Consider the following 23,405-nt stretch of genomic DNA (forward strand, 5'->3'; position numbering starts at 1 on the left):
GGCCACCCGGCACGCCGCCCCTCTCGAACACTTTCGCCCTCGGCCGACCCACGCGGGCCAGGCCCCGCGCGGCCGGACGGGACGAGAGTGTCCACTCTTACTTACGCACGATCCAGGCGATGGCGGTCATCGTGCCGGGCGGAACCTCGGTGAACCCGCCGTCACGGACCGCCACCGTCGCCTCCTTCACACACTTCCGCCACGGAACGTCCCTGGTCGCCGCCTCCCGAGGGGGGACGACCCCCCGCACCCCCCGGTCCGACTCCGTCGGAATCAGGTGGACGCGGGCGCCGCCGTCGACCCATGCCGCGACGTCCTTGCGCCGCCCCTGGCGCAGCAGCAGCTGGGCCGCGTGCCCGCACTGGGCGGCGGCCTTGCCGGTCGTGATCGTCACGTCCGGGTTGATCGCGATCACCGCGTACGGGGGCTCGGGCGGCGGGCCCGGCTCCTCGGCCTCGGCCAGATCAAGCCCCGCGACCTGGAGTTTCGCGAGCACGGACGGAACGTCCGACACCGGCCCGGGCGGGAACGCCCGCACCTGCGCGCCCGCGTGGTCGACGGTCACGCCGGGCAGCGCCTCCGCCTCCGGCCACCGCACGCCCCGCGCCCGCCGCGTCACCTTCCGGATGCGGCGCGCCTCCCACTCGCGGACGGCGTCGTGCCACTCCCCGCCGGGCTCGGCGGCCCGCGGGTCGGTGAGCAGCCGGACGACCGCGGTCGCCGCCGCCTCGCAGACCGCGCCGTGCGCGGGCGGGCCGGCCTTCTCGGCGCGGACCACCAGCTGCATCGCCCAGGGCGGATCGTCGTGGGGATCGTAGTCGGGTCGCACGCGTGGAGTATTCCAAACCCGGCCCGGCTTTCCGGACACGGATATGGGTACTGCAACTTGTGCCGTCCCTCGGACGTCTTTCCTGTTACGGGCTGGACGGCCCTCGCCGGAGAGGGCGAGGGGACACGGCGGAACGGTCGGGTCGGAGGTCGCCGGTGACCAGTGGCACGTGGAGCGACTCCATACCGGGAGTCGGGACGTTCTTCGTAGGCATCGACGTCGCCCCAGGACGCTACCGGTGCGACGACGGCAAGGGCGGCTGGTGGGTGCGCTTCACCGGCCCGGGCGGCGGCGACCCGGTCGGCTCGTGGCCGCTGCCCGCCGGCCCCTCCGAGATCGAGATCGCGCAGACCGACTTCGCGTTCGAGACGCACGTGTCCACGTACTGGCGGCGGATCGCGCCGCCGCGCACCCCCGGCGACGGCTCCCCCGCCGAGCCCCGCCCGGTCGCCGACCCGGCGCTGCGCGCCGAGCTCGACACGCTCGTCGCGCGCCGCAGGCCGCTGCTGTGGCTGGCGCCGCTGACGGTCCTCGGCCTCGGCCTGGTCGGCGGGCCGCTGATCGGCTCGCTGTGGCTGGTCTGCCTCGGCATGCTCGCGCTGCTGGTCGCGCTCGCCGGCCCTTCGGTCTCCCTCGACCTGCGCCGCGCCCGCGAGCTCGAACGGCGCCGCGACCGCTACCTCATGCCGGAGGACCTCGACGACGACGGCCGCGCGCTGCTCGGGCGCGTGCAGGCGGCGGTCGACGCCGTCCGCGACTCCGACGTCAACCGGGAGGGCCTGCTGGACGCGGTCGACAACGCCGTCACGCTGCCGCGCCAGGAATGGGAGATCGCGCAGGTCCTGGCGAAGCAGGCGAAGCTGCGCGCCGACCACGCGGAGCTGGCGGGCGCGGCCGCGCTCCCGGAGGTCGAGGCGGCGCTGCGCCCGCTGCGCGACAAGCTCGACAGCTCCGTCGAGGCCGTGACGCGCCGCGTGGAGGCGCTGGAGCGCTACGCGGAGCGGGCCCGGGCGGCGGACGAGGTCCTGCGCGCCCAGCGCCACCTGGAGCGCATCGCGGAGAAGGCGCACGAGTACGACGAGCTGCTCGCCGACACCGTCCGCGACGACCTGGCGATCCCCGCGATCGAGCGCCTGACCGAGCAGGGCGACGAGCTGGTCCGCACCCTCCGCGAACGCCTCTCCAAGGCCGCCGAGGCCGCCCAGGAACTCCCTCCGCCGTCCTGAGCCCACCGCCCGCGACGAGGGCCGGCTGCCGCCGCCGGACGGGAGCCCTCGACGACGTCTGGGCGTTCCAGGGGGCGCTGACCCAGGAGCAGGTGTCCATGATTTCCGGCGGCATCGATATCGACACCATGGAATTGCTGGACTGATCGCAGAGCGGGTGGAGCGGTGGTGACTTGTCCGGTCACCACCGCTCGCCCGCCGTCCCGGGCGGTGCAGTGCGGGGCAGTCCGGGCCGGTGCGGTGCGGGGCTGTCAGAGAATGGCGCGGACCTGGTCGGGGGACGTGAACAGTTCGGCGCGCATTCCGGTTTCGCGGGCGGCGACGACGTTGCGTTCGGTGTCGTCGAAGAACAGGACGTCGGCGGGCCTGACGCCCAGGCGGTCGGCGCAGATCTCGTAGGCGCGCGGGTCGGGTTTGGCGACGCCGATGTGGCAGGAGTAGGTGAGGGCGTCGAAGCGGGACAGCCAGTCGCCGTGGCGGGCCTCGAAGCGGGGCACGAGGTCGCCGATGATGTTCGACAGCAGGCCGAGGGTGCGTCCCCGGTCGGCGAGCTCGTGGACGAGGGCGACCATGGTGTCGTCCACGTCCGTCCAGCTGTCGAGGTCGGCCTCGATCAGCGCGGGGACGTCGGGGAACGTGGCGCCGAGGACGCCGGCGACGTCCGCCCAGTAGTCGGCGCTCGACCGGCCGGCGTCGTAGGCGGGGCGGCAGGACCAGTAGGCGTCCCAGAACACGGGCCCCTGGACGCCGGCGACGTCCTCGATCCGCCGCACCGCCTCGGGGGTCTGCGTGCGGGCGATCACTCCGTACAGGTCGAAAACGATCACATCGGGCATGCCCCGAGCCTATGCAGGACGCGGCGGCGCCGCGCCCTTAGCAAGCGCTTGATGCGGGCGCGTACGCTGGTGCCGGCGGTCAAGCGGGCCGTTGGGCGAGGCGGCATAATGAGGGGGTGACGACCACGAGCGCCAATTCCGGACGATCCAGGGCCCGCGCCGCAGGCGAGGCCGGTGCCCGCCGCCGCGGCAAGGGCTCGGCTCCCCTGGCGTCGGAACGGCGCGAACACCTGGTCAGACTGGCCGCCGAACTGTTCGCCGAGAAGGGCTTCCAGGCCACGACCGTCCGCAATATCGCCGACGAGGCGGGCATTCAGTCGGGCAGCCTCTACCACCACTTCGACTCCAAGGAGTCGATCGCCGACGAGATCCTCTCCAGCTTCTTCGACGAGATCATGTCGGCGTACCAGGCGGTTCTCGACGAGAGCGGGAATCCGCGCGACACCGTCGCCGGGCTCGTCCGCGTCGCGTTCGGCAGCCTGGAGCCGCACCGCGCCGCCATCACGGTCATGCAGAACGACTGGAACTACCTGAAGGGAATGGACCGCTTCGCCTATCTCACCAAGTCCGAGGACGAGGTCGAGAAGATATGGGTGGACGCCCTCAGGACGGGTCAGGAGAACGGCCTCTTCCGCGCCGACCTCGACCCGAAGCTCACCTACCGGATGATCCGCGACACCATCTGGGTGGCGGTCCGCTGGTTCCGTCCCGGCGGGCGGCTGAACGCCGAGGGCCTCGCCGAGCACTACCTCAAGGTCATGTTCGACGGCATCAACCTCCACTAGCCCCCGGCGTCGACCACCGGCCGTCCGTCAGACGCGCACGCCGTCCGCGGGCGACTCGGCGGCGGGGGTCTGGCGGGACGGCAGGAGGCGCGCCAGCGGCCGCGGGATCCACCAGTTCGCCTCGCCGAACAGCTCCATCAGCGCCGGGACGAGCACCAGCCGCACGATCGTCGCGTCGATCAGGATCGCGACGCCGAGGCCGAGGCCCATCTGCTTGACGGCGACGTCCGCGCCGAGCAGCACCGACAGGAACACCATCACCATGATCGCCGCGGCGGCGGTGATGACCCGGGCCGTGCGGGACAGGCCGAGCGCGACCGCCTCCCGGGTGCGGACGCCCGACTCGTACGTCTCGCGGATGCGGGACACGAGGAACACCTCGTAGTCCATGGAGAGCCCGAACAGGATCGGGAACATCATCAGCGGCACCCAGGTCGTCACCGGCATGTCGGTGGGGAACCCGAGCAGACTCCCGGCCCACCCCCACTGGACGACAGCGGTCAGCACCCCGTACGCCGCCGCGATCGACAGCAGATTCATCAGCGCGGCCTGCAGCGCGACCGTCACCGACCGGACGAGCCCGACGAGCAGGAGCAGCGACAGGCCGACGACGACGGCGATCAGCCACGGCAGCCGGGTGCTGACGTCGTCGGCGAAGTCGATCGCGGCCGCGTTCGGCCCTCCGACGTAGGTGCGCGCGCTCGTCCCGTCCATGACGCCGGGGATGACGTCGTCGCGCAGTTCGTGGACGAGCTTCGGCGTCGCCTCGTCCTGCGCGCCCGTGGTCGGGAACGCCATCACGATGGACGCGGCGCCGTCCTGGCTGGGGCGCGGCGGCTGGACGGCGGCGATGCCGGGCGTCTCGCGGACGGCCGCGGCGAGCCGTCCCGCGTCCGCCGCGTTCCCGCCCTCGGTGACGAGGACGAGCGGCGCGGACGTCCCTGGCCCGAAGCCCGCCGCCATGATCTGGCTCGCGCGGTACCCGCTGTGGTCGTGCGGCTGGGTGCTGGAGTCCGGCAGGCTCAGCCGCATCGACAGCGCGGGCACGGCCAGCACCAGCAGGACGGCGGCCGCGCACAGCCCCGCGACGACCGGGTGCGCCTGGACGACCCGCGCCCACCGCTCCGCCAGGGGACGCCGCCGGGTCTTGCCGAACCCCGGCACGCGGAGCCTGTCGATGGAGCGTCCGGCGAAGCCGAGCAGGGCGGGCAGCAGCGTCACCGCGCCGAGCATCGTCATCAGCACGGTCGTCGCGGCCGCGACCGCGACGGCGTTCAGCAGGCTCTGCTGCATGACGAACAGGCCCATCAGCGCGATCACCACGGTGGTGCCGGCGAACAGCACGGCGCGTCCGGCGGTGATGATGGCGGTGACGGTCGCCTCCTCCGGGTCCTTCCCGGCGTGCATTTCCTCCCGGTAGCGGGTGACGATGAACAGCGCGTAGTCGATGCCGACGCCGAGCCCGATGAGCGCGGCGACGATGGGGGCGAACGACGGCGCGGGCAGCGCGTGCCCGAGCAGCATGATCAGCGCGAGGCCGGAGCCGATGCCGAACAGCGCCGTCACGATCGGCAGCCCCATCGCCAGCACCGACCCGAACGCGACGAGCAGGATGACGATGGCGGCGAGCACGCCGATGGCCTCCGAGGGACCGCCTCCCGGCGTCTCGGCGAGGTCCACGGCGGCGCCTTCGAGCTGGACCTCGACGGGCCCGCCGTCGCTGCGGACGTCGTCGAGCAGCGCGGACACGTCCGCCTTGGACATGTCGTCGGACGGGACGTCCAGGTTTCCGGTCGCGAACGCCGTCTTCCCGTCCTGCGAGATCTGCCCGGGCGTCTCGTAGGGCGACGACACCGACGCCACGTGCGGCGTCTTGGCGAGCCGGTCGATCGCCTGCTGCACCTTCGGCTTGGCCTCCGGGCTCTGGACGCCCGCGTCCGCCCGCACCGCCAGCGTGATCGAGTCGCCGCTCTGGTCCGGGAAGTGCTCGTCCAGCAGGTCGGACGCCTTCGCCGAGCCCGAGTCGCCGCCGGAGAAGTCGTTCAGCGGCTCGGCCGCGAAGCCGAACCCGAGCACCATCACCGCGATGGTGCCGGCGATCCAGCCCGCCACCGTGAGGCGCCGCCTCCGGAAGCAGAACCGGGCGAGCTTGGCCAACCTCATGGGAACCACCCTCGTGTACGTGTCGCTCTGGACCGGATGACGTCCGGACGCGCGGGAATGTGACGGCAGGGTCCAGCGTTACCCGTCGACCAGGCTCGACACATCGGGCGGACGGTGTCACTCGTACCGGTGATGTACATCCGTTGGAGTACATCCGGCGCGGTATCCCACGGAGCGAGTCCCCTAACCCCCATAGTGTGCTTAGTCACTAATTGCCGAGTAGGGGTGACGCTTTGGTCCGTGGGGACGCTGTTACGGGAGACAACGATGAGTCAGGTGGGGCTTGTCGATTGTTGGGTGGGGGGTGTGTGGCATGACGGCTCGGCGAGACGCCGCCGGTCGCGACGAGCCCACGCCCGCGGCCCTGCGCGCCGCCACGGCGCGCGGCCTGCAGGAGCAGTTCCCCGGAGTACGCGTCTGGTACGGCGAGGCGACCGGGTCCTGGTGGGCCATGGTGCCGCTGCGCAGCGGGCCCCGGCTGCTTGAGGCGCCGACCCCGCAGGAGCTCCGCGAGGAGATCATGAGCCTGCGGAGCCGGGGATGACCAGGCCCGTCTCGTAGGCCAGCACCACGAGCTGTGCCCTGTCCCGCGCGCCGAGCTTGCTCATGGCACGGCTGACGTGCGTCTTCACGGTGAGCGGGCTGAGCTCGAGCCGGGCCGCGATCTCGCCGTTCGACAGGCCGCGCCCGGCCAGCCGGACGACCTCGCGCTCCCGTCCGGTCAGCCCGTCGAGCAGGCTCCCCGGCCGGGACGGCTCGGCCGGATCGGGCCGCCGCGCGACGAACCCCTCGATGACGGCGCGGGTCACGGCGGGTGCGAGCAGCGACTCGCCGCCCGCGACGACCCGCACGGCGCGCAGGAGGTCGTCCGGCTCGATGTCCTTCACGAGGAACCCGGAGGCGCCCGCCCGCAGCGCCAGGTACACGTAGTCGTCGTCTGTGTAGGTCGTGAGTACTACGACGCGTACGTCGCGGAGCGCGGGGTCGGACACGATGCGGCGGGTCGCGGCGAGCCCGTCGACCTCGGGCATCCGCATGTCCATGAGGACGACGTCCGGGCGCAGCTCGCGGGCCAGCTCGACCGCCTCGGCGCCGTCCTCGGCCTCCCCGACCACCTCGATGCCGTCGCCGCGGGCCAGCAGCGAGCGGAAGCCGGCGCGGACCAGCGACTGGTCGTCGGCGAGCACCACGCGGATCACGGGCGCTCCGCGCGTCGCGCGGGGCGGGTCGTCGTCGGTACCGGCGGTCACGCGGCAAACGTTACGACGGTTCGGGCGCTTCGGGCGCCCTCGCGTGGGACGACCGCGGCCGATGCCGTGCGCACCCGCCCGGATCGCGCGAACGGCTCCGGGGGCCGGGCTGCGGCCAGTCGACTCCAGGGCCAAAGCTCGTTCGCGGCTTCGCGGCTTCGCGGGGCGGGGCGCGTTCGCGGAGCCGCCCACCGGGGACGGGGCGCGATCCGTCCCCGGCGGGCGTCTTCGGTGACGGTAACCCGAAAATGGTTCGGACTCAAGCGCTTGCTCGGTTACCCGTCTACGTCGCGTACTGGATGGACGCGCGCTCCGCCGCGATCGGCGCGATGTACCGCTCGACCACCGCCCGGTGGGACGGGTGGTCGCGATAGGCCAGGTAGGCGTCGCGGTCGGCGAAGTCGGCGACCAGCACGAAGTCGTAGGCGCCGGGGTTCACGCCCGCGTCGGCGCCCAGGCTGTACTCCCGGATCTCCTGGATCACGGCGGGCAGCTCGCGCAGCCGCGCCGCGACCTCGTCCTGCTGGCCGGTCGTCGTCCCCTCGGCCCACCTGAACATCACCACGTGCCGGAAACCGCTCATGGCGGCACGCTACCGGTGCCGACCCCGTAGATCAGCTCGCCCGGATGTCGCCGAGCTCTGCCGCCGTGACCGCCCCGAGCTCCCAGCACGCCTCCAGGTCGGCCTTCGACGGCTCCCCGACGACCGCGACGGGCGGCTGGACGGCCTTCCACCGCAGCCCGGTGGTGATCGAGTCCAGCGCCCGCAGGCCGCCGGTCGCGTCGTTGTTGCCGTGCAGGAACGCGCCGAACGGGCGGCGGACGGTCTCCTCCAGGCACGGGTAGTAGACCAGGTCGAAGAAATGCTTGAGCGCCCCGGAGAGGTAGCCGAGGTTGACCGGCGATCCGAGGAGGTAGCCGTCCGCCTCCAGGACGTCCACGGCGGTGGCCGCCAGCGCCGCGCGGCACACGACCTCCACCCCCTCGACCTCGTCGGTGGACGCCCCGGCGCGCACCGCCTCGAACATCGCCTGCACGGACGGCGACGGCGTGTGGTGGACGATCAGCAGCCTCTTCATCGTCACGAGCGTAACCGTGCGCGGGACGGCCCGACGTGGTAGGAGACCCGGTGCGGGGGAATGACGTCCAAAGGATCTTGGTTGTGGGCGCAGCGGAGGTGTCCCTCGTGCAAGCAGGCGATTCACCCTGGCGAAACGTGTGGCCGCTCGCCGCGGCGACGCTGTGCGCCGCCGTCCTGGTCGCGGCGCCGGCGCTGCCGCAGTCGCCGCCGTGGCTCGGCCGGCTGTCCGGGATCGTCACCGGCGGCCCGCTCGCGCCCGCCCACGCCCTCGTCCTCGGCCTGGCCCTCGCGCTCGTCGCCCGCGGCGTCCTGCTGCGCCGCCGCGCCGCCTGGTACGGGCTGGTCGTCCTGGCCGTCCTCGGCGTGCTCGCCGTCCTCACCGGCGACGACGCGGCCTGGCGGCTGCCGCTGCTCGCCGCCGCCCTCGGCGGGCTGTGGCTGGAACGGGACCGGTTCGCGGTCCGCCCGCATCCCGACCGGGTCCGCGCGGCCGTGCGGACCGGGGCGCTCCTCGTGGTCGCCGCCGTCGCGGGCTCGCTGGCCTTCGGCGGCGTGTCGGTCCGGTCGGTCGGCCAGGTCGCCGCAGGTCTCGGCGCGACCGGCGCGCCCATGGACGGCGCGCCGTGGCTCCCGGGAGTCCTCGGCCTCGCCGGGGCGGCCGGGCTGCTCGTGCTGGTCGTGACGCTCCTGTCCCCCGATCCCCCGCCGCCGCCCGGCGACGAGCGGGAGCGCGCCCGCGTCGCCGGGCTCGTCGCGCATCCCGGGTCCGACACCCTCGCCCCGTTCGCGCTGCGCCGCGACAAGGCGTACGTGTTCAGCGCGGACGGGCGGGCCGTGGTCGGGTACCGGGTCCTGTTCGGCGTCGCCGTCGCGGGCGGCGACCCTGCCGGCGACCCGGCCGCGCACGCCGACGCGGTCAGGTCGTTCCTCGCGCTGTGCCGGACGGCCGGATGGCGTCCCGCCGTCCTCGGCGCGAGCGACGGCCTCCTGCCCGTGTGGGGATCCGCGTGGGGACGGCTCCGCTCGATCGGCTTCGGCGACGAGGTCCTGATCAGGCCGCGCGAGTTCACGCTGTCGGGGCGGCAGATGCGCAACGTCCGGCAGGCGGTCAAGCGCACCGTCAACGCGGGGGTCACGTCCGAGATCGTCGCGGAGCGCGACCTCGCCCCCGACCTGCGCGACCGGCTGCTGGACGTCGCGTCCCGCTCCCTCGGCGGCGCGGCGGAGCGCGGCTTCGCGATGAACCTGGACGAGCTGCTCACCGGCCACCACCCGGGCGCGATCATCGCGATCGCCTTCGGCGCGGACGGGGCGCCCATCGCGTTCCAGCGCTACGTCACCGCGGGCGAGGGCCTCAGCCTGGACGCGATGCGCCGCAGCCCCGGCGGCCCGAACGGCGTCAACGAACGCCTCATCGTCGAGATGATCGAGTACGCGTCCGGGCACGGCCACGGCGTCGTCTCGCTGAACTTCGCCGCGTTCCGCGAACTGCTGGACACCGAGGAGCGCACCGTCCTGGAGAAGGCCGGCTACCGCGCCCTGCATCTCCTCGACCCGTGGATCGCGGTCGAGTCGCTCTACCTGTTCGACAAGAAGTTCAGGCCGTCCTACAAACCGCGCAACGTCGTCTTCCGCTCCTGGTCCGACATCGCGTGGCTGGCCGCCGCGCTCCTCGCCCTGGAGTTCGCCCGGACGCGCCCGGCCCGGCGAGCCGAGGACCCGGTCACCGAACCCGCCCACCACCTCGGCTAAGCCGCCCACCCTCAGGGCGGCCAGGTCGGCGCAGATCGCCCGTCCCATGCCGCCCGCGCCGCCGGTCACCACGGCCGTGCGGCCGTCCAGTCGCATCTCGTCCATGTGCACCTCCGGGGGGTTTGTCACGTTCCATACTGAACATCCGCCGGTACTGTGCCGGATCATGGAGGTGCTCGATCTGCACGCCTGGCCGTCCACCCCGGCCAAGGCCGAGGCGATCCAGGACCGGCTGCGTCCGATGCTGGAGCTGGACGTCCCCGGCCCGGCGAGGCCGCGCACCGTCGCGGGCCTGGACGTCTCCTACGCGGGCGACGGCGGCGGCACCGGGACGCGCCTGGCCGCCGCAGCGGTCGTCTTGGACGGCGCAACACTGGACGTAGTCGAACAGTCGGTCGCCGTAGGCACGGCCACGTTCCCCTACGTCCCGGGGCTGTTCGCGTTCCGCGAGCTGCCCACCCTCCTGGACGCGCTCCGCGCCCTGAAGACCACGCCCGATCTGCTCGTCTGCGACGGGTTCGGCGTCGCGCATCCCCGCCGGTTCGGGCTGGCGTGCCATCTCGGCGTCCTGACCGGCCTGCCCACCATCGGCGTCGGCAAGACCGCGTTCGTCGGCGCCTACGAAAACCCAGGCGGCCGACGCGGCGACACGAGCCCGCTCCTCGACGACGGCGAGGTCATCGGCCGGGTTCTGCGGACGCGCGACGGCGTGAAGCCGGTCTTCGTGTCCGTCGGCCATCGCACGGACCTCGAAACCGCGTGCCGGAACGTCCTCGACCTGGCGCCCGGGTACCGTCTGCCGGAGACGACGCGCCGGGCCGACCGGCTGTCCCGCGATGCGCTCGGCGGGTAGCGCGTCTTTGTGGAAGATGGCACTCTCGTCCGAAAGCAGACGGAGACACCCAGGTCATCCGCGACACCGCTGGACGGTGCCCCATGGACACCCGGCCGATGCGAGCCGACGCCCGCCGCAACTACGAACGACTGATCACGACGGCCCGCACCGCCTTCATGGAGCACGGCACGGGCGCGTCCCTCGACGACATCGCCAAACGCGCGGGCGTCGGCTCCGGGACGCTGTACCGCCATTTCCCCACCCGCGACGCGCTGCTGCACGCCGTCCTGCGCGACCGGATCGACGGCCTCCTCGCGCACGCGGACGAGCTGCTCGCCGAGCCCGCGCCCGACCCGGACACCGAGGCCCTCAACGCGGAGGCCGCGCTGGGCCGCTGGCTGCGCACCTACCTGACCGGCGCCGCCACCCCGCGCGGCACCTCCACCGTGATCATCGAGGCCATGTCGGCGAAGTGGGCCGACACGGGCCTCGGCTGCGCGGCCACGGCGATCTGCGACGCCCTCGGCCGGCTGCTGGACCGCGCGCAGCACGCGGGCGCCGTCCGCGCCGAGATCGACCCGCGCGACCTGCTGCGCCTCACCAACGCGATCGGCGTCGCCGCCGAGCGCACCGCCGATCCCGGCGCCTACGCGGACCGGATGCTCGCGCTGCTCTTCGACGGCCTGCGCACCGGATGACCCCCCTTGCCCGATTGACCAAGCGTTCGCTAGGTTGACGAAAGATCCAGCCGGTCCAACCGATCCAACCGAGCCAGCCGATCCAACCGAGCCAGCCGATCCAACCGAGCTAGCCGGGCCAGCCGGGCCAGCCGATCCGGGCCCGGGGACGAGGAGCGTTGATGGGTCAGCTCGACGGCAAGGTGGCGTTGATCACCGGCGGCGCGCGCGGCATGGGCAGGTCCCACGTCCGCCGTTTCCTGGACGAGGGCGCCAAGGTCGTGTTCGGCGACGTCCTGACGGACGGGGGCGCCGAACTGGCCGCCGAACTGGGAGACGCCGCCGTTTTCGTCCCCATGGACGTGACCCGCGAATCAGACTGGAAGAACGCCGTCGAAACGGCCACAACGACGTTCGGCGCCCTGCACATCCTGGTCAACAACGCGGGCATCATCCGGCACAAGACGATCGAGGAAATGTCCGTCGACGAGTTCCGCCGCATCCTCGACGTGAACCTGCTCGGACAATGGCTGGGCGTGAAGTCCGTCACCGCCGCGATGCGCGAGGCGGGCGGCGGCTCCATCGTCAACGTCTCCTCGACCGAGGGCTTCATCGGCGCCTCCGGCCTCGCCGCCTACAGCGCCAGCAAATTCGGCGTCCGCGGCCTCACCAAGGCCGCCGCCCGCGAACTCGGCGAATACGGGATCCGGGTGAACTCCATTCACCCGGGCGGCGTCCTGACGCCCCTTTCCCTCCAGGACGACGTCGTCGCCGCCACCGCCGACAGCGCGGACGCCTTCCTCAAGGCACTCCCCCTCGGCCGCCTGGGCAAGTCGAAGGAAGTGTCGGGCCTCGTCGTCTACCTCGCTTCGGACGACTCGTCCTACTGCACCGGCAGCGAGGTCCTCGTCGACGGCGGCATGCTCACCGGCGCCGGATACTAGGGACGCCGCCCGGCCCGCCGTCCTCTGGCCGCCACCCACCAGCGTCCAATGGACGAGCTCCGCCCGGCCACCCCTCCACGGCCTCCAGCTGCGCGGCCAGCGAAATCAGCGTCGCCTCGTCGGAATCGTGCCCGAGCAGTTGCGCCCCGATGGGCAGCCCCGACTTCATGAACCCCGCGGGCACGTTCACCGCGGGCCACCCCACCACATTCCACGTCCACGCATACGGACACGCCGCCGCGACCCCCGACTGCGTCTTCCGATATCCCACTCCGTCGAACGCGCCCACCCTCAACGGCGGCTGCGCCGTCGTAGGCGTCAGCACCACATCCGCGACCTGGAAGATACGCCCGACCTTCCTCCGCAAATACGGATCCAGCCTTCTCGCCAGAGGAAGGAGCCGCCTTCCCACCAGCCGCCCGATCGCCGCCTCGACCTCCGTCCGGCGCTCCGGCCGCGCATTCGGAATCGACTCAAGCCAATCGGCGACTCCGGCCGTCCCCCGAGGAGCAAGCCCCAACCCCACCAGCCCATAATCGGGATCCGCGGGGAAAACCTTATGCCCCAGATCCGTCAGCCTCCGCGCAAGCCGCTCAACGGCCGCGCGAATCTCCGGATGGAGCCTCCCGCTCACTCCGAACGCCGTCCGAAACGAAACAGCGACCCGCAACCTCCCAGGCTCCCTCTTGGCAGCCTCCACAAAAGGCACCACAGCCGCATCAACTTGATAAACATCATCAGGATGGCTCCCGCTCAGCACGTCGAGCAGCAGCGCCGCGTCCCCCACACTCCGCGCGAGCGGCCCCCACACCGTGATCCCGTTGAACGGATCCGTCTGCGGATACCCGGAAACCCTTCCCCGCTGAGGCTTGATGCCGACGAGCCCCGTCCACGCCGCCGGAATCCGGATCGACCCGGCCCCATCGGACCCCACCGCCCCCGCGACCATCCCCGCCGCCACGGCCACCGCCGATCCACCCGACGACCCGCCCGGCGAATACTCCGGATTCCATGGATTCCTGGCCACCCCGAACCCCGACTCGCTGAACGGCCACAACCCCAGCTCACACGTATTGGTCTTCCCGACGACCACGGCGCCCGCGGCCCGCAGCTTGCGCACGACCTCCCCGTCCCGCGCCACCGGCCGATGATCCCCGGTCACCGCGAACGGCGTCGTCTCCCCCGCCAGATCCGTATCGTCCTTGATCGCGACGGGCACCCCGAGGAGGGGCAGCCGCTCCCCGTCCGCCAGCCGCTTGTCGGCCTCCTGCGCCTCCCGTCCCGCCGCCTGTGCCCGCACCACCCGGAAAGCCCCGAGCGCCTCCTGCCGCCGGACGCTCTCCAGGCACTCCGCCACAAGCTCACGCGACGACACGTCCCCCCGGGCCAACGCCTCCGCCTGCTCCACGAGCCCCACGCGCCCCCCTCTCGTTCGTTCGAACGAACGATACGATGGCACAAATGAGCGCCCGCGACCAGATCCTCCACGCCACCCTCCGCCTCATCGGCGACCAGGGCATCGGCGCCGTGACCAACCGCGCCGTGGCCCGCGCCGCCGGCGTCTCCCTGGGCTCCCTCACCTACCACTTCCCGAGCCAGGAAGACCTGCTCCGCGAGGCCCTGCAAACCTTCGTGGAAAACGAAATAGCCCGCATAACCACTCACATGAAAACCCTCGCCGGCACAACCCCCGCCGACGCCCCCACCGAGGTCGAGAAAGCCGTCCTCGCCCTGACCCACGGCCCCGAACAGATAGCCAACCTGGAACTCCACATCCACGCCGCCCGCGCCCCCGCCCTCCGCGAAACCTCCACCCGCTCCGTCGAGGCCTACGACCGCCTGGCCACCGCCGTCCTCACCGCCCTCGGCATCCCCGACCCCGAACGCCACGCCCCCGCCATGGTCGCCATGCTCTACGGCCTGGCCGTCCGCCGCCTCGCCACCGGCGACACCACCGCGACCGGCACCGCCGACGCCTTCCGCCTCCTCCTCCAGGGCGCCCTCCCCCGCACCTGAGAAAGACTTCTGGCCCGCACGGCCCCAGAGCGGGGTTACAAGGCCGTGCGGGCCAGAAACCTGTCTCAATCAGGAACCTCAGTCGGAACCTCAGCCGACGTTCGCTCTGCTCTCCGCCTGTGCACCTCCGCCGTGTCTCCGATGTGACACCGCAACGCTAAGCCGCCCCACCCCCCACCAGAACCCCCTTAACCCTCACTTAGGGAAGCGCTGAGCCCGGCTTAGTCGGGAGGGTTTGGGGGTTTGCCAAGGAGAGTTTTGATTACTCTGTGTCTGTATTATGTGACTCTGGGTAGTGAGGCGGTGTACGTCAAGACCGACTTGGAGGTACACATGCTGGTAGGGGAAAGGCTCGGTGTGGCGGCTGCCGCCGCGGTGCTGGCCGGGAGCGTACTGAGCTTCGGTGCGGTCGCCGGGGCTTCGGAGCCGCCGCCGGAACCGGGAGTGGACGGGGCGGTCCCGGTCCAGCCTCAGCTTCCGCAGGAACAGGAGCCCCCGCAGGGGGCGCAGGAAGAGGAGGGGCAGGGGTCCGGTGGGATCTACGTCGGGCCGGAGGGCCACGCTAAGGCACTGGAGCGCCTTCAATACCGCACCAATCAGCGCGCCCGGTGGTTCTGCGGCGAGGTCGTCATCGGTGTGCTGAAGACGCGGAAGGGGCCGGGAAAGAACTACGACGAGGGGAGGAAGCTCCGCCGGGGCGCGCACGTGGTGACGGACTGGTACAGCATCGTGCGCAACCAGGGCTACCTGTGGGTGAAGCTCCGCAACAGCGATTACTGGATCGCTGACTACAACCTCACCAAGGGCAAGTGGTACGTGAAGTACGCCTCCCACTGCTGATGCCTGGGCGCGGGGCCGGTGCGCAGCCGCCGGCCCCAGCGTCCACTGACACCCGCTGCCGGCATCGAGATCGTGCCGTCCATCGGGGGCGAGAAGGAGTGCCCGCTGGGCCTGCAGCTGGCGGCCGTTGAATACCCGTGGTTCAGCGAGATGCGGGGCGACTGTGTCGCTGTGGTGGGTGGGCATTCACATGATCGAGGACGCGGTGCGGCAGGCCAGCCGTGTGGGCATCGTCCGGGAGCTGCTCGACGGTGTGGCCGGTGATCTTCAGCGTGAGCAGGCGTACGTCCGGGCGCCGTGGGAGTGCGGACTCGACGGTGGGCAGGCGGTCGCTGGGCGGCGGTTCGGGTCGTCGTGGGCGGCGTACGCGTTCGGCACGCGGATCGCGTTCGAGGCGTTTCCGCTGACCGCGGTGCTGGTGTTGCGGGTCGGGCAGGCGCAATTGTCGCCGCTGGCGGTGGGGAGGTAGCCGTTGGCGCGGAGTCCGAGGAGGGCGATCAGGACGGCGACGGCAAGGCCCACGACGCCGACGACACCGGCGGCGACGTACTGGGAACGGCGGCGCTTCATGGCCGTCAAGCTAAAGCGGGGCCGGGGCGGCCGCGGGAGCGTTAAGCGGGATTTAAGCCGAGGCTAGGGCGACGGGGCGCTGTGTTCTACGTGCGGGAATGGCGGCGGCGGACCAGGCGGCGGGAGCGGCGGGCGGGCGGGAGCCACTTGGTGCGGAACCACATCTGCACCTGGGCGCCGCCGAGGACGCTGCGGTGGATGCGCAGGTAGCCGCCCGTCGACTCGGCGGCGCGGCGGGCGATGTCCAGGCCGAGGCCGGTGGAACCGCCGCTGCTGCTGCCCCGCTTCAGCGCGGCGTCCGGGTCCGCGATGCCGGGGCCTCCGTCGGCGACGAGGATGCCGGTGACGCCCTGGCCCTGGTGGAGGGTGACGACGAAGCCGGTGCCCTCGGACGTGTGCCGGAAGATGTTGCCGAGCAGCGCGTCCACGGCGGCGGCGAGCTCGGTGCCGGGGAGCGGGAGCGGCGCCGGACGCTCCGAGCCGATCAGCTCGCAGGAGCGGCCCTCGTCCTCCGCGAGGACGGACCAGAACGCGACCCTGTCCTGCAGCACCTTCGACGCGTCGCAGCTGCCGCGCCCGGTGGGCCGCCGGACGGTCCTGATGATCTGGTCGACCTCGCGTTCGATGCGGTCGACGGCCTCGCGGGTCTGCTCGACGACCGGGCCGTCGCCGAGCGCCTCGACGTTGAGGCGGAGCGCGGCGAGCGGGGTGCGCAGCCGGTGCGACAGGTCGGCGGCCATCTCCCGCTCCGCGGACAGGAGCTGGACGACGTGGTCCGCCATCGCGTTGAACGCCAGCCCGGCCTCGATCAGCTCAGGCGGCCCGTCCGGCTCGATGCGGACCGACATCTCGCCGTCCCCGAACGCGCCGGCGGCCTCGGCGAGCCGCCGGGTGGAGCGGATCATGCGGTTGCCGAGCCGGTCGGCGACGGCGACGGATCCGGCGACGAGCGCGGCGGCCACGGTCGTCATGACGAGCCACGCCTTCCACACGCCGCGTGACAGGTCGTCGTCGGGCACGTAGACCTCGACGACGGCGGTGCGGCCCGCGTCCAGCGACACCGGCTGGAGGAGCGCGTACCCGCCGTCCACGCGGGCGGTGTAGGCGCGTCCGCGGCGTCCCGCCTCGGCGAGCTGCTCGGAACGGGCGCCGCCGTCGGGCGAGGCGTTCCGCGGGACGATCCCGCCGTCCGGCATGTGCACGGTCATTCGCCCGGCGGAGCCGGCGAGGGTGCTGGCGACGGCGCGTTCGAGCGCGGCGGGGTCCTCGGTGACGACGAGGACGGGCCCGACCGCGCTGGCCTGCCGTTCGGCGGTGGTGAGGGCGCGGTCCCTGGCGATCTCCCGGACGGTCAGCGCGAGCGGGATGAGGAACGCCAGCGCCACCATCGAGGTGACCGCCAGCGACACCAGGACCAGCGTGCGCCTCATGATCTCGGATCGGGCTCGGCCAGCCGGACCCCGACGCCCCGCACCGTGTGCAGGTAGCGGGGGGCGGCCGCGGTCTCGCCCAGCTTGCGGCGCAGCCACGACAGGTGGACGTCGATGGTCTGGTCGTCGCCGTACGCCTGCCGCCACACCTCGGCGAGCAGCTCGCGGCGCGCGACGACGCGTCCCGGGCGGGCGGCCAGGTAGGCCAGCAGGTCGAACTCGCGGCGGGTGAGTTCGAGGGGCTCGCCGTCCAGCGTCGCCTCCCGCCGGTCCAGGTCGATGTGCAGGCCGCCGACGCTGAGCTCGGCGGTCGGCCCGGACCGCGCCGACCTGCGCAGGACGGCGGCGAGCCGCGCGCTGAGATGCTCGATGGAGAACGGCTTGATGAGGTAGTCGTCGGCGCCGGCGTTCAGCAGCCGGACGATCTCGGGCTCGTCGTCGCGGGCGGTCGCGATGATGACGGGCACGTCGGAGATGCCGCGCAGCATCTTCAGGACCTCCGCGCCGTCGAGGTCGGGCAGCCCGAGGTCGAGGACGACGACGTCGGGCGGCGACTGGGTCACCTCGCGCAGCGCGTCCATCGCGGTGCCGACGCTGCGCACGACATGGGACCGGACGCTCAGTTCCCTGATCAGGGCGGTCCGGACGTTCGCGTCGTCCTCGACCACCAGAACACTCGCCATGGCGGAACCGTATGCCACCATGTGCCCATGCGTCGCGCAATGTCGTATGTTGCCCCCTGGGCGGGGGTGACCGCGCTCGCGGTGGCCCTCTCCTGGCTCGGGGTGCGCGACGTCGTGCGCGGCGCGGTGTCGGAGCGGTCGGCGCCGCCGCCGATCGCCGGTCCGATCATCCACTCCAGCCCGTCGGACCCGCCCGGACCGACGTCGATCGGCTCGCCGACGTTCCGGCCGAGCCCGTCCACCGGGGAGGACGAGGGGCCGCGTCCTTCGCCGTCCCCGAAACCGTCCGGACGGGACGACGACCCCACCCCCAAACCGCCGGACAACGTCCGCAGCTACGCCACCCGCGGCGGCCGCGCCGCCATGTCGATCGAGAAGGACCGCGTGCGGCTGGTGTCGGCGACGCCCAACCGCGGCTACGAGACGCGCGTGACCCAGGCCGAAGGGTGGCTCCGCGTCGACTTCCTCAACGACGACCGCACCTCGTCGGTCATCGCGTCGTGGTACGGGCAGGACCCGGCGGTCAAGGTGTACGAGTACTGATACCGAACAGGGTCGCCGGTCAGTACTTCGACACGACGAACCGCTGCGGCATGACGAACATCGCGGTGGCCTCGACGGTGACGCGGCCGTCCGGCGCGGCGATCGTCCCGGCCGCGTAGACCTTCCGTCCCTCGACGCGGCTCGCCTTCGCCTCGACGAGGAGCGGGACGCCCAGCGGGGTGGGACGCCGGTAGCGCAGCTCCAGGTTGGCGGTCATGCCGGGCGTCCCGGTGGCGGCCGCGGCCATGCCGAGGACCTGGTCGAGCACCATCGCCGAGACGCCGCCGTGCGCGTACGACGGCGGGCCCTCGTAGACGGGGCCGAGCGTGAACTCGCCGCGCACGATGCCGTCCGAGGTGACCTCCAGGTCGACGGGCGGCGCGACCGGGTTGAGGGGGCCGGTGACGGGGTTGCCGACCTGCCGATCCATCCGACGTTCCCCGGCGGCCGTGTCGATCCCGCCGGACGCGGCGAAGGGCGGCGCGGTCCGGCGCCTCGCCGCGAGCCGCGCGGTCAGGGCCTCGACCTCGCGCGCCACCGCGGCGGCCTCGCCCGCGCCGACGCCGGTCAGGAGGGCCGCCCCGGCCAGCCCGCGCACCCGCGCGGCGAGCCCGGCCAGCGCCGCGACGTCGTCCTCCCCAAGGAGATCCCGTTCCACCAGCGCGCCCATCCAGCCCTACCCTTCTGGGGCAGCCCCCAGCCCCCCGATCAGCCGAGCGTGATTCTAGGACGCGCGCTGGGAAGCCTCGGACACCGGGGTCGATTCCACCGCATTTCAGGAACCAGATCTCGCCGCCGCCCGGCTGGGCCTGAGGCTGCCCAGGATCTTCTTCAGCTCCGCCTTCGGCAGCGCGTCCGGGACGCCCTGGTCGGACAGCAGCACGAACACCGTCGTCTTGCTCGGGCCGACGCCCGGCACGGCCACCGCGTGGACGACCGCGGACGGCGAATCGCACTTCCCCTTGGCCTTGACGACGACGTCGGCGCGTACGTGCACCGCCTTGGCGCGTCCGACCTTCACGGTCTCCGGCGCGCTCAGCGTGACCGCCGGGGCCGGGGCGCCCTCGACGCTGTAGCCGTGCGTGGCCCACTTGTTCGCCGCGTGCTTCGCGACCTCCGCCACGCCGCCTTCGACGTACTGGTTGAACCCGGTGTTGCCGCGGCTGTACTCGTCGTCGCCGTCCTTGCAGGCGTCGTCGCGGAACACGGCCGTCGAGCTCATCATGACCGGCTTCCCGCCGTTGATTCCCTCGAAACCGCTGAGGGTCCCCGACGGCAGGACGCGCCACGCCTTCGGGACGTCGTAGGTCAGCCCGTACTTGGCGCTGCTGACCGCCTTCCAGCCCTTCACCTCCGGCGGGACGGTGCTGACCGGTTCCGGCTCGGGCGAGGACGGCGGCGACGGGGCGGACGCCGACGTGTCAGCGGCGTCGTCGTCCTGGCCGGGGCCGTAGGCCTGGAACCCGACCCAGGAGATGATCAGCACGGCGGCGATGAACGCGCCGAAAAGGAAATGCCTGAGCTGACGCCGCCCCGACCGCACCGGACGACCCCCAGTCCTGGCCCGGCAGCGGATACGGATTCCGCCATTCCTCGTCGCCGCCGAAGCCGCCACCGAAGTCGCCGCCGATATCGCCGCCGAAGTCGCCGGAGCCCTTGTCGCCCTTCATGTCCGGTGACCGTAGCGCACGATAGATTCCTGCATACCTCCCACGGGAGCCCTGTCAAGGACCGAAGGAACCACCAGTGACGGACAAAGTCCCGCCGCCTCCCGATGATCCGCCGCCCGATCAGCCGCCGCCGTATGAGGGTCCCTACGGGCAGGCGCCGGGAGCCCCGCCCTACGACCAGCAGCCCTACGACCAGCCGCCGCCCTACGGCCCGCCGCCCGGTCAGCCGCCGCCCTACGGTCCGCCGCCTGGTCAGCCTGGAGAGCCGCCGCCCGGGGGGCAGTACGACCCGCGCTGGGGGTACGGGCCTCCGGGCGTCCCGTACGGCATGCCGCAGGCGCCGCCCCAGGAGACGACCTGGGCGATCTTCTCCTATGTCGGGACGGTCCTGATCGGCTTCCTCGCGCCGCTGATCATCTACTTCGTGAAGAAGAACACCGAGCCGTTCACCCGCTACCACGCGGCGCAGGCGCTGAACTTCCAGCTCACCCTGCTGATCCACCTTCTCGCGGTGGCGGTCGTCTGCGTGCCTCCGGCCATCGCGCTCGAAACGCCGGCGTTCCTGATCCCGATCGCCTTCCCGTACCTGGAACTGGTCATCGGGCAGTGGGTGTTCATCATCCTGGGCGCGGTGAAGGCGGGAAAGGGCCAGTACTACAAGTTCCCGACCTTCTTCTGCTTCCGGATGGTCCGATAGCCCAAGCGTTCAAAGGCAGGACGGTTCGAAGGCAGGACGGTTCAGAGGTAGGACGGGTACGAGCGGGCGTACTCGTCCAGCAGCGGCAGGACGGCGTCGCGCCCGGCGGACGGGACGCGCAGCACGACCTCCTCGATCCCGAGCGTGCCGTAGTAGTCGAGCTTCTGCGGGGTGGGCGCCGTCCCGAACGGGATCACGGGCACCGTGGCCCGTCCCGCCCGCTCGCAGGCCCGGCGGAGGTCGGGCAGCGCCGCGCGGATTCCGGCGCCGCCGATCGGCAGCCATCCGTCGCCGTACTCGGCGATGTGCGCGAACAGCGTGGGTCCGGGCGCGCCGCCGAGCAGAACGGGCACCCGTCCGGACGGCTTCGGCCACGACCAGCTCGCCTCGAAGTCGACGAACTCGCCTTTGAAGGACGCCTCGTCGTCCGTCCAGAGGGCGCGCATGGCCAGGACGTGCTCGCGCACCATCGCGCGCCGCCGCGTCCAGGGGACGCCGTGGTCGGCGCCCTCTTCGGCGTTCCAGCCGTAGCCGACGCCGAGGGCGAACCGTCCGCCGGCGAGCCGGTCGAGCGTGGCGACGGCCTTGGCGGTGACGATCGGGTCGCGCTGCGCGGGGAGCAGGACGCCGGTGCCGAGCGTGATCCGCTCCGTGACAGCGGCCGCGGCGGCGAGGGCGACGAGCGGGTCGAGCGTCCGCGCGTACTCCGCGGGCAGGTCGCCGGCGCAGGTCGGGGACGGCGTCGCGCGGGACACGGGTATGTGGGTGTGCTCGGGGACGTAGAGGGACGCGAACCCGCGGTCCTCCGCCTCCCTGGCGAGCTCGTGCGGCTCCATGGTCAGGTCGGTCGCGAACATCGTGATCCCCAGCCGCATCGCACGGCCTCCTCCCATCGCGCAGCACGGCCCACCCTAACGATGAACCAAGCAGATGCTAGGTAGGGGGTCGGCGCGAATGGCGCGGGAAGGTGCAGACCGCGACGGTCGCGTCGTCGTGCACCTTCCCCCGCGGCCACCTCACGGCGGACGGGTCGGTGCGCTCGACCTCCCGGGTCCGCTCGATCAGGGCGGCGGGCCCGGGGTCGGCGGCGAGCGCGGCCAGCCCGGCCCAGTCGGTGACGCCGAACAGGTCGGCCAGGCGGGTCGCGCCGTCCGTCATCAGGAAGACGCGGCGCAGGTCGTCCACCGGCACCGTCCCGGTGATCGCCGCCTCGGCCGCCGCCGGGTCGGCGGCGGCGTAGTGGTGGCCGCCCGTGATCTCCCGCACCCCGTCGCGGCCCTCCAGCAGGACGGTCGAGTCGGCCAGCACCAGGTAGTCGACCAGATCGCCGCCCCGCAGCCGCAGCGCCAGGACGGTCGCGGCGGGCGTCGTCGGCGCCCGCAGGTCGCAGGTCGCGCGGTGGGATGCGGCCACGTCCGCGATCGCGCCGGCGAGCCGCGCCACCAGCGGCCGCTCCCCCGGCGTGTGCGCGCCCTCGGGCGGGCCGACCGGCGGACCGGCGGACGGCCCGATCCCGTCCAGCATCCGCGCCAGCAGCCGGGTGCCGAGCGACCGCGCGTACCAGGCCGTGCCGTGCACGCATCCGAGGTCGGTGCCGAGCGGCAGCCCGCACCCGTCGAGCACCACCACGGCCCCGGCCGCCGCGGCGACGAAGTCCTCGTTTCCCCGCTCCGCGCTGCCCTGATCCGTCGCCCACGTAACCCGCACCGCGCCCGCCCCTCCCTGTCGGCCGTCCACCACAGTATGGGGGCCGGTTCCGGCGGGGAGGAACACGCGGTGGGAGGCTTGATCCTCGCAGCCCGGCGGGGCGCCGGAACGGGAGGGCCGAGGTGAGCGGATGGCTGTCGCCGGAGACCATCGACACGGTCACGCGCTACCTGGACCTGGCAGGCGTGTTCACGTGCGCGCTGCTCGGCGGCGTGGTCGCGCGGGCGGAGGGGCTCGATCTCTTCGGCTACCTCGTCGTCGGCACCGTTTCCGGGCTCGGCGGCGGCATCATCCGCGACACGCTGCTCCAGCACGGCACGCCGGTCGCCCTGACCGACCCGGCCTACCTGCCGACCGCGTTCGCCGGAGCGCTCCTCGCGTTCCTGATCAAGCTGCACGAGGAGCAGTGGGAGCGGCTCTTCACCCCGCTGGACGCCGCCGTCATCGGGTTCTGGGCCGTGACCGGCGCACAGAAGACCCTCGCCGCCGGGCTCGGCTGGCTGCCCGCGGTGCTGCTGGGCACGATCACCGCGGTCGGCGGCAGCGCCGTCCGCGACCTGCTGCGCGGCCGCGTCCCCGCCGTGCTCGGAGGCAACGCGCTCTACGCGACGGTGGCCGTCGCCGTCGCCGGGGTGTTCGTCCTGTGCTCGTACCTGGACGCACCCACGCTCGGGATCGTCGCCGGCGTCCTGCTGGGCCTGGTGCTGCGGACGATCGCCCACCGCCGCGGCTGGCGACTCCCCGGCGGCCTGCCGCTGGAGCCGGGCACCGCGCTGCGGAACGTCCGGGGCAAGAGCCGGCGCGACCCGCGAGAGAACACGCAAAGCCCGCATAGACCGCAAAGCCCGGAAAGCCCGAACGGACCATGAGG

At 72.6% G+C, this 23,405-nt stretch carries 26 protein-coding genes; 13 read left to right on the plus strand and 13 right to left on the minus strand.

Annotated features, from left to right (window positions below):
* Positions 1–97: 97 nt before the first annotated feature.
* The gene (locus tag ACH34T_RS35245) at positions 98–829 is read right to left on the minus strand and encodes a peptidyl-tRNA hydrolase (protein ID WP_396025304.1); all 732 of its coding nucleotides are present in this window, start codon (positions 827–829) and stop codon (positions 98–100) included.
* A gap of 155 nt (positions 830–984) precedes the next feature.
* Here ACH34T_RS35245 and ACH34T_RS35250 point away from each other — a divergent pair, with 155 nt between their 5' ends.
* Complete coding sequence (locus tag ACH34T_RS35250) at positions 985–2,055, plus strand: hypothetical protein (protein WP_396025305.1); 1,071 nt, start codon at positions 985–987, stop codon at positions 2,053–2,055.
* Positions 2,056–2,306: 251 nt separating this feature from the next.
* Here the strand turns inward: ACH34T_RS35250 and ACH34T_RS35255 are convergent, their stop codons facing one another.
* Complete coding sequence (locus ACH34T_RS35255; RefSeq protein WP_396025306.1) at positions 2,307–2,891, minus strand: HAD family hydrolase; 585 nt, start codon at positions 2,889–2,891, stop codon at positions 2,307–2,309.
* Between the two features lie 116 nt (positions 2,892–3,007).
* Here ACH34T_RS35255 and ACH34T_RS35260 point away from each other — a divergent pair, with 116 nt between their 5' ends.
* Positions 3,008–3,676, plus strand: a complete 669-nt coding sequence (locus ACH34T_RS35260; protein ID WP_396025307.1) for a TetR/AcrR family transcriptional regulator — start codon at positions 3,008–3,010, stop codon at positions 3,674–3,676.
* 27 nt (positions 3,677–3,703) lie between these two features.
* Here the strand turns inward: ACH34T_RS35260 and ACH34T_RS35265 are convergent, their stop codons facing one another.
* Entirely contained in the window at positions 3,704–5,839 is a 2,136-nt protein-coding gene (locus tag ACH34T_RS35265; protein ID WP_396025308.1) for an MMPL family transporter, read from the minus strand.
* A gap of 313 nt (positions 5,840–6,152) precedes the next feature.
* Between ACH34T_RS35265 and ACH34T_RS35270 the strand changes: the two genes are divergently transcribed.
* Positions 6,153–6,383 carry a hypothetical protein gene (locus ACH34T_RS35270; protein WP_396025309.1) on the plus strand — a complete coding sequence of 77 codons (231 nt, stop codon included), beginning with the start codon at positions 6,153–6,155 and terminating at the stop codon, positions 6,381–6,383.
* Here ACH34T_RS35270 and ACH34T_RS35275 read toward each other — a convergent pair.
* The 3 genes from ACH34T_RS35275 to ACH34T_RS35285 all read right to left on the minus strand — a co-directional run bounded on the left by ACH34T_RS35275 (position 6,358) and on the right by ACH34T_RS35285 (position 8,168).
* Positions 6,358–7,038, minus strand: coding sequence for a response regulator (locus tag ACH34T_RS35275; RefSeq protein WP_396025351.1), 681 nt, complete (start codon positions 7,036–7,038; stop codon positions 6,358–6,360). The genes ACH34T_RS35270 and ACH34T_RS35275 overlap by 26 nt on opposite strands.
* Before the next feature lie 334 nt (positions 7,039–7,372).
* Positions 7,373–7,672 carry a Dabb family protein gene (locus tag ACH34T_RS35280; RefSeq protein WP_396025310.1) on the minus strand — a complete coding sequence of 100 codons (300 nt, stop codon included), beginning with the start codon at positions 7,670–7,672 and terminating at the stop codon, positions 7,373–7,375.
* Positions 7,673–7,703: 31 nt separating this feature from the next.
* Entirely contained in the window at positions 7,704–8,168 is a 465-nt protein-coding gene (locus tag ACH34T_RS35285; protein WP_396025311.1) for a flavodoxin family protein, read from the minus strand.
* 137 nt (positions 8,169–8,305) lie between these two features.
* Here ACH34T_RS35285 and ACH34T_RS35290 point away from each other — a divergent pair, with 137 nt between their 5' ends.
* The 4 genes from ACH34T_RS35290 to ACH34T_RS35305 all read left to right on the plus strand — a co-directional run bounded on the left by ACH34T_RS35290 (position 8,306) and on the right by ACH34T_RS35305 (position 12,378).
* Complete coding sequence (locus ACH34T_RS35290) at positions 8,306–9,922, plus strand: bifunctional lysylphosphatidylglycerol flippase/synthetase MprF (protein WP_396025312.1); 1,617 nt, start codon at positions 8,306–8,308, stop codon at positions 9,920–9,922.
* 166 nt (positions 9,923–10,088) lie between these two features.
* On the plus strand, positions 10,089–10,775 hold the full coding sequence (locus ACH34T_RS35295) for an endonuclease V (RefSeq protein WP_396025313.1): 687 nt from the start codon (positions 10,089–10,091) through the stop codon (positions 10,773–10,775).
* Positions 10,776–10,858: 83 nt separating this feature from the next.
* Complete coding sequence (locus ACH34T_RS35300) at positions 10,859–11,455, plus strand: TetR/AcrR family transcriptional regulator (RefSeq protein WP_396025314.1); 597 nt, start codon at positions 10,859–10,861, stop codon at positions 11,453–11,455.
* 161 nt (positions 11,456–11,616) lie between these two features.
* Positions 11,617–12,378, plus strand: coding sequence for a glucose 1-dehydrogenase (locus ACH34T_RS35305; RefSeq protein WP_396025315.1), 762 nt, complete (start codon positions 11,617–11,619; stop codon positions 12,376–12,378).
* Here the strand turns inward: ACH34T_RS35305 and ACH34T_RS35310 are convergent.
* Complete coding sequence (locus ACH34T_RS35310) at positions 12,359–13,795, minus strand: amidase (RefSeq protein ID WP_396025316.1); 1,437 nt, start codon at positions 13,793–13,795, stop codon at positions 12,359–12,361. The genes ACH34T_RS35305 and ACH34T_RS35310 overlap by 20 nt on opposite strands.
* A gap of 44 nt (positions 13,796–13,839) precedes the next feature.
* Here ACH34T_RS35310 and ACH34T_RS35315 point away from each other — a divergent pair, with 44 nt between their 5' ends.
* The 3 genes from ACH34T_RS35315 to ACH34T_RS35325 all read left to right on the plus strand — a co-directional run bounded on the left by ACH34T_RS35315 (position 13,840) and on the right by ACH34T_RS35325 (position 15,703).
* Positions 13,840–14,394, plus strand: a complete 555-nt coding sequence (locus tag ACH34T_RS35315) for a TetR/AcrR family transcriptional regulator (RefSeq protein WP_396025317.1) — start codon at positions 13,840–13,842, stop codon at positions 14,392–14,394.
* 333 nt (positions 14,395–14,727) lie between these two features.
* Positions 14,728–15,234 (plus strand): hypothetical protein, encoded by a 507-nt coding sequence (locus tag ACH34T_RS35320; protein WP_396025318.1) that lies wholly within the window; start codon positions 14,728–14,730, stop codon positions 15,232–15,234.
* Positions 15,235–15,424: 190 nt separating this feature from the next.
* Positions 15,425–15,703, plus strand: coding sequence for a hypothetical protein (locus tag ACH34T_RS35325; RefSeq protein ID WP_396025319.1), 279 nt, complete (start codon positions 15,425–15,427; stop codon positions 15,701–15,703).
* 187 nt (positions 15,704–15,890) lie between these two features.
* On the opposite strand, the gene ACH34T_RS35330 is transcribed toward ACH34T_RS35325, so the two are convergent.
* Together ACH34T_RS35330 and ACH34T_RS35335 are read right to left on the minus strand one after the other, a co-directional pair.
* Complete coding sequence (locus ACH34T_RS35330) at positions 15,891–17,234, minus strand: sensor histidine kinase (protein ID WP_396025320.1); 1,344 nt, start codon at positions 17,232–17,234, stop codon at positions 15,891–15,893.
* Complete coding sequence (locus ACH34T_RS35335) at positions 17,231–17,917, minus strand: response regulator transcription factor (RefSeq protein WP_396025321.1); 687 nt, start codon at positions 17,915–17,917, stop codon at positions 17,231–17,233. The genes ACH34T_RS35330 and ACH34T_RS35335 overlap by 4 nt, the downstream gene beginning before the upstream one ends.
* Before the next feature lie 27 nt (positions 17,918–17,944).
* Between ACH34T_RS35335 and ACH34T_RS35340 the strand changes: the two genes are divergently transcribed.
* Positions 17,945–18,460: a hypothetical protein gene (locus tag ACH34T_RS35340; RefSeq protein WP_396025322.1), complete on the plus strand. Its 516-nt coding sequence runs from the start codon at positions 17,945–17,947 to the stop codon at positions 18,458–18,460.
* Between the two features lie 19 nt (positions 18,461–18,479).
* Here ACH34T_RS35340 and ACH34T_RS35345 read toward each other — a convergent pair whose 3' ends face one another.
* Complete coding sequence (locus ACH34T_RS35345; protein ID WP_396025323.1) at positions 18,480–19,130, minus strand: PaaI family thioesterase; 651 nt, start codon at positions 19,128–19,130, stop codon at positions 18,480–18,482.
* Positions 19,131–19,235: 105 nt separating this feature from the next.
* Entirely contained in the window at positions 19,236–20,003 is a 768-nt protein-coding gene (locus tag ACH34T_RS35350; RefSeq protein ID WP_396025324.1) for a hypothetical protein, read from the minus strand.
* 203 nt (positions 20,004–20,206) lie between these two features.
* Between ACH34T_RS35350 and ACH34T_RS35355 the strand changes: the two genes are divergently transcribed.
* On the plus strand, positions 20,207–20,827 hold the full coding sequence (locus tag ACH34T_RS35355; RefSeq protein ID WP_396025325.1) for a DUF4870 domain-containing protein: 621 nt from the start codon (positions 20,207–20,209) through the stop codon (positions 20,825–20,827).
* A 41-nt stretch (positions 20,828–20,868) separates the two neighbouring features.
* Here the strand turns inward: ACH34T_RS35355 and ACH34T_RS35360 are convergent, their stop codons facing one another.
* Both ACH34T_RS35360 and ACH34T_RS35365 read right to left on the minus strand, forming a co-directional pair.
* The gene (locus ACH34T_RS35360) at positions 20,869–21,702 is read right to left on the minus strand and encodes a TIGR03619 family F420-dependent LLM class oxidoreductase (RefSeq protein WP_396025326.1); all 834 of its coding nucleotides are present in this window, start codon (positions 21,700–21,702) and stop codon (positions 20,869–20,871) included.
* A gap of 58 nt (positions 21,703–21,760) precedes the next feature.
* Positions 21,761–22,534, minus strand: a complete 774-nt coding sequence (locus ACH34T_RS35365; RefSeq protein ID WP_396025327.1) for a hypothetical protein — start codon at positions 22,532–22,534, stop codon at positions 21,761–21,763.
* 122 nt (positions 22,535–22,656) lie between these two features.
* Between ACH34T_RS35365 and ACH34T_RS35370 the strand changes: the two genes are divergently transcribed.
* Complete coding sequence (locus ACH34T_RS35370; RefSeq protein WP_396025328.1) at positions 22,657–23,403, plus strand: trimeric intracellular cation channel family protein; 747 nt, start codon at positions 22,657–22,659, stop codon at positions 23,401–23,403.
* Positions 23,404–23,405: the final 2 nt, after the last annotated feature.

It is taken from the genome of Actinomadura sp. 9N215 (genome assembly GCF_044326345.1).
Taxonomy (GTDB): domain Bacteria; phylum Actinomycetota; class Actinomycetes; order Streptosporangiales; family Streptosporangiaceae; genus Spirillospora.